Origin of the sequence: Pseudorhodoplanes sp. (assembly GCF_035565795.1) — a bacterium.
Classification (GTDB): domain Bacteria; phylum Pseudomonadota; class Alphaproteobacteria; order Rhizobiales; family Xanthobacteraceae; genus Pseudorhodoplanes.
On sequence record NZ_DATMRV010000083.1, the window covers coordinates 1 to 6,004 of the forward strand.

At 65.6% G+C, this 6,004-nt stretch carries 2 protein-coding genes; both read right to left on the reverse strand.

Annotated elements, in window-relative coordinates:
• On the reverse strand, positions 1 to 603 hold a 603-nt coding region (locus VNZ93_RS08245; RefSeq protein ID WP_325702752.1), incomplete at its 3' end, for a transglycosylase domain-containing protein.
• On the reverse strand, positions 600 to 5,834 hold the full coding sequence (locus VNZ93_RS08250) for an alpha-2-macroglobulin (protein WP_325702754.1): 5,235 nt from the start codon (positions 5,832 to 5,834) through the stop codon (positions 600 to 602). The genes VNZ93_RS08250 and VNZ93_RS08245, both read right to left, overlap by 4 nt.
• Positions 5,835 to 6,004 lie beyond the last annotated feature (170 nt).

Consider the following 6,004-nt stretch of genomic DNA (forward strand, 5'->3'; position numbering starts at 1 on the left):
CGGCAGCGCCACCAGCAGCGCGGCCTCGGTGCGCGACAGCCGCTTCGGCTCCTTGCCGAAATAGGCGAGCGAGGCCGCGCGCGTACCTTCTAGATTGCCGCCATAGGGTGCCAGCGAAAGATAGAGCGCGAGGATGTCATCCTTGCTCATCGCGCCTTCGAGCTGGATAGCGCGCACCATCTGGCGCAGCTTTGCACTCAATGTGCGTTCGGTCCGCGGCTCAAGCAAACGCGCGACCTGCATGGTGATGGTCGACGCGCCCGACACGATCTCGCGATGGATCAGCCATTGCCAGGCCGCGCGCATCATGGCGGCGGGATCGACGCCATGATGCGTCCGAAACCGCTTGTCCTCGTACGCGATCAGCATGGCGAGGTAACGCGGATCGACATCCTCGACCTCGGCTTTCAGACGCCATCGGCCTTCGTCGGTGGCATAGGGCCGCAGCAGCCGCCCATCGCGGTCGACCACTTCGACCGAATAGGGCAGCGCGTCGGCGCGCGGCAGCGGAGGCAGTGACCGCACCCACAAGCCGAAGGCAAGCACGCCTCCGGCAAGGAGCGCGCCCGCCAAACCCAACGCTATCGCCGGGTGCCGTCTCATTTGGCGGCCGTCACCTCGACCTTGCCCGTCGCCGTACGGCCGAACCGGTCGGGACGATACATGTCTTCCACGAAGGCCTGCGGATGCGTGTATGTGCCCGGCGCAACGGCGCGCACCACATACGCCACCGTGAAGATCGCGGCGTCCTGGCTGGTCCGGTTGAACGCAGCCGAGAAGCGATCGTCACGGAATTCGGCATGCTCCGGCGTCTTGGCGAGTTCGATCCAGCCGAGCGTGCCGGTGTCGCCCGACGACACCAGGCGCGGATTGTCGATCTCGAAGCCGGCCGGCAGATAATCGGCGACGATGATCCGTCCGAATTGCGGCTGGCCTTCGGTGATCTTAAGAACCACCGCATAGCGCTCGTTCTGCTTCGCCTTCGCGATATCGACCGGCTGCCCGTCGAGCGTGAAATAGTTGCGCTCGATCTTGAACCCGCTTTCGGCGGCCGGCTCCGGTACGATCGGCGCGCCGGTGACCGACACCACCGCCTGCAGCGTCTCTTCTCCGTTGTTGCCGATACGAAGCGGCGTCGTCTGCAGCGCAGCAGCGTTGACGCTGCGATAGAGAGCGCCCTGCCGGGCGGCCCCGTTGACAGTCATCGCAAGTCCGGCCGCATCCTTCGCAATCGCGCGCGCGGCGAGCACGAGCCACGCATTCTCCTGCGTCGAGGTATAGGCCGAGAGCTGCCGCGCCGCCTCGACCCGAGAGACGGCGGCCGCAATCGTCGGACGCGGAGCGCTGCTTTCGGAGGCAAGAGTCACCAGCGCAGCGGAGTCACGCAGCGCCGAGCCGTAATCCTGCCGCCCGAATTCGAGCTTAGGCTGCGGCGACAATTGATCGAGCGCAGCCTGATACACGCGATCCGCCCGCGCCTTGTCGCCCAGCAGCCCGAGCGCGGCGGCGATCTGCGCCTTCGCGATCGGAGTCGCGATCGCATTCAGCTTGGTATCGGCGATGTAGCGGAGGTCGCCGACCGGCGCCATGCCGTTGCGCGCCAGCACGTAGAGCGCATAGCTAAGTTCGCGGCCTCCGTCTTTCGACGGCTCGGGTGCGGTCGCGATATTGTTGCGAAGCCGATCGAGCGCCAGACGGAAGCCGGCATCCGGCACGACGAAGCCGCGCTCGCGTGCCCGTGTCAGGAAATCCGTGACATAGGCGTCGAGCCAAGGATCGTCACCGCCGACTGACCAGAGGCCGAACGAACCGTTCGATCCCTGCCGCGCCAGCAACCGGTCGATCGAGTCCCGGATGCGCTGTTCGGCATCGCTGTCGAGCGCAAGCTGCGCCGCCGCTGCCAGATCGTTGACATAGAGAAGCGGCAGCGCACGGCTCGTGATCTGTTCCGAGCAACCGAACGGATAACGGTCGAGCGCTTTCAGGATCGCCGCGGCATCGAGCGAGGTCGAAGGACCGACCGACAATGCGACGCTTCCGCTCCCCGGCACGAGATCGGCGAACAGATCGTTCGAGAGCGTAATGCTTTCGCCCTTCGCGATCTGGCGCACGGTGCGGCGGGTCATCAGCTGGTTCGCCGGACGCACATTCAGCGGATATTCGCGTTCGAGCCTGAATCCGCCGGGCCCCTCGACATTGAGCGTGATCGTGGCCGTCCCGGCCGAAGCGACTTCGAGCGGGAACGACACCGGCTGGCGCTGCTTGGCGCGCAACGTGACCTTGTTCGCGGCCCTGGCCGTGGCGCCGGTCGGCGCCTTCGCGGTCAGTGTCACTGCATAGTCGCCCGCCTGCCCTTCGACATTGTCGATATCGACATGAAGGGTGGACTTGTCGCCGGTGTTGAGGAAGCGCGGCAACGTCGCCGTCACGACCACAGGATCACGGATGATGACGTCGCCCGTGGCCTTGCCGACGCGATCGCGGCTCCAGGCAACGCCCATCACGCGGGCGGTGCCGGCAAAGGCCGGAATGTCGAACGAGACCTCGGCGGTGCCGTCCGGCTTCACCTGCGCGATGCCGGAATAGAGCGCCAGCGGCTTCTGAGCCGGCGGAGAACCTTCCATCGCGCCGCCGCCATCGTCACCGCCGGTGCGGATCGCACCGCGCGTGCCCTGCATGCCGTCGATGAGCTGGCCGTAAAGATCGCGCATTTCGGCCGACAGGCGCCGCTGGCCGAGGAAATACTCGTCCGGCGCCGGCGCCTTGTAGTTGGTCAGATTGAGGATGCCGACATCGACGGCAGCAACGACGATGCGCGCATCCTCACCCGGCGCGAGACCGTTCAGCTTCACCGGTACGCGCAGCGTCGTGTTCGGACGGATCACCTGCGGCAGCGTCATGTCCATGGCAAGCGTGCGCGCCGCCTTGTTGAGGGTGAACCATTGCACACCGATCGCGCGGCCCGGCATGCGTTTCTGGGCGGCATCGAGCGGGCGGCGCAGCGTCGCGACCACATAGGCGCCGTTGCCCCAGTCCTTGCCGACCGGGATCGCGAGCTGGTTGATACCGGTCTTCACATCTGCAGCAACCGTCGACAGCATGCGATCGCCAACGACATTCAGTGTCACGCGCCCGTCGCTGCGGGCCGTGACGGCGACATTCATGGTGTCGCCCGCACGATATTCCGGCTTGTCGAGCGCAATCTCCAGAAGGTCGGGCGTGTCGGCGCCGGCTTCGGCATAGAAACCGGCATCGAACGAAACCTGTGTGATCGGTCCACTCGCATCGGAAACGTCCAGCCGGTAGCGGCCCCAGGTCACCGGCAACGAAATGCGTGCCGCGGGCCCGTCCGCCACCACATCGATCGTGCCATCCGCGATGCGGCGCGAGGACTTGACCGGCTCGTAGTTCCAGTAACCGTGCTGGCGATACCATTGGTAGCGGCTCTCGATGCGCATCAGTTCATAACGCAGACCGGCCTTGGCGATGCGCTTGCCCTCGGGATCGACCATGATCACGTCGAATGCGGCATTGTCGCTTTCGCCGAGCGAGCGGCCGTTGAACAATGGACGCACGCCGATCATGTCGGTCGCCGGCGTGACTGGCAGCGTCAGCTTGCGTTCGACTGCGCGACCGCCGGATTCGGCAAGGCGGACAGTGATGCGCGCTTCAAGAAGGCGCTCGGTCGTCGGCAGCTTGTCGAGAGAGACTTCGAAGGTCGCTTTGCCCTCGTCATCGGTCTCGGCCAGCTTGTCCAGCGACTGCTGCTCCGCCTCGACGCGCTCGTTGGTGCCGAACTGATAATTCGGGAAGCCGGGCCGCTCCTTCGCCGCGCTGACGAGCATCTCGCCCTCGACATCGAGATTGGCGGCTGGTGCGCCATAGAGGAAGCGTCCGCTCAGCTTGATCTCGGCCGGCGCGTCGGGCGAAATCTTGCCGGTCGGCGAAACGAGATCGAATTCCAGACGGTCCGGCACATAGTCTTCCACCATGAAGGTGGTCTCGCCGATCGCGGGACGCTTAGGATCGGTGAAGGCCTTGACGCGCCAGGTGCCGGTCGATGCCGTCTGCGCGATCGGAAGCGACAGCGAGCGGCCGCCGAGCCCTTCGTCCTTCAGCACGGTGCGCCGGTATTCGACACCGTCCGGGCGCTCCACGACGAGCGTGAGCGGCACGTTCAGCGATGCGACCGAAGCCGCGTCGCGCAACAGCGCGGTGATATGGACCGTCTCGCCCGTGCGATACACGCCGCGCTCGGTATAGACGAACGCATCGAGCCCCTCCGGCGCCTTGCGGCCAGCAACGCCGCGATCCGACAGATCGAATGCCGGCGATTTCAGGCTGAGGAAAGCGTAGTCGGCCGCCGCACTCGCGATAATCAGGGCCGGCGAGAGCCCGCCCTCGCCGCGCGTGAGATTGGCCTCAAACTGCACCTGACCATTGGCGTCGGTCCGCTTGATCGCCAGCACTTCATTGCTGCGCGACAGCAGGCGCACCTCGATGCCCGCAATCGGCGCGGTCGAGGCGAGCGAGTTGACCGACGCATGGATGCCGTCATTGCCCGAGAACGCGGCAAGGCCGAGATCGGACACGATGAACCATTGGGTGGCGAGCGAGGAGAAGTCGTCGCCCGGATCGGAATCCTTCGGCGCAGCGACCATCACGTAGACGCCCGGCTTCAGCTCTCCGAGCGCCACGTCGATCGGGAATGCGGTCGTGACTTCGTTGTTGAGCGAATATTCGAGCGCGAGTTCGCCGGTCCAGACCTGCTGGCCACGCTCGTCACGCAACTGTTCGGCGTCGTAGCGCGACAGCGCGCGCTGGAAATCGTTGCCGAGCACCGTGTCGATGAGATTGCGATCGCCGACGCGATAGACGTCGACCTTTGCCACCTTGCTGTTGACGGAGACCAGCGGGATACCCTGCTGGCCGGTGCGCGGCAGGACATAGGACTTGCCGGTGAAGCGGACCTGCGGGCGCCGGTCGCGGATATAGATGGTGAAGTCAGCCGCGCGAGCGAGCGGCTCGGCGGTCGAGGGCAGACCGGACCGCAGCGTGATGGTGTAGCGCTCGCCGTGCTTCAGCCCCTCGACGCAAAGCTGCTTCTCGTCCGCAGTGATCGCCGGGCGCTCGATGCCCGGCACTGAAACGAACGGTGCGAAGTCGGTCCGCTTGCCCGGCAGCTCTTCCGAGAACTGGAAGCAGGCGCGCGGCGAAGCTCCGTCCGCGTCGACGGTGTAGTCCAGCAGGCGGAAGCCGTGTTCCTCGCGCAGCTTTTCGTATTGCGCGCGAATGGTCGCGACCTCCCGCAATTCGAGCGAGTGGCGCAGCGCGTCAAGCGCGGGACGCCACACGCGGCGTTCGGAGAACGAGTTGCCGATGATCTGCAGCGCTTCGGCCTGTTCGGCCGGATCGTCGGAGCGCTCATAGGCGATGTAGCCGGCGGTCGCTGCGCGTTCGAGGAGCAGCGTACGCTCCCTGGCATTCGCCGGGCGGATCTGCGAGACGCTGCGGGCAAGGCGCAGCCAGCTCGTTGCATCGTCCGGCGCAACCGTGACGATCTGCCCGAGCAGTTGCAGGCCGGTTCGGAAATCGTTCTTCCTGAAGGCCTCATCCATCTCGCGGCGAAGCTGCGCCACTGGCTTCGTCACCTGGCCGGAATCGGTCTTGATCTGCGCCTCGAGCCGCACCGCAGCGTCGTCGAGATCGTCGCGCGAGAACGGCCGATCGGCGGTCTGGCTCTGCGCTATGGCTGGCGGGATGCTGGAAATGGAGAGGACGCAGGCGAAAACGAACAGCGCGGCAAGAAGGCCAGCGCGGACGAGCGCGAACATGGGCGAATTCCTCCTCCCCGGCGGCGAACAACACCGGCGGGACCTCACTTTAGGTCAGCGGTAAAAGGTGTCGAGGTCGTGACACTATAGGGCCGGTCAACATTCCTGCCGATCACAAGCGCGAAATCAGCCGCCGCCTGCAATCAACCTGAATGTGAATTGCGGGCGCT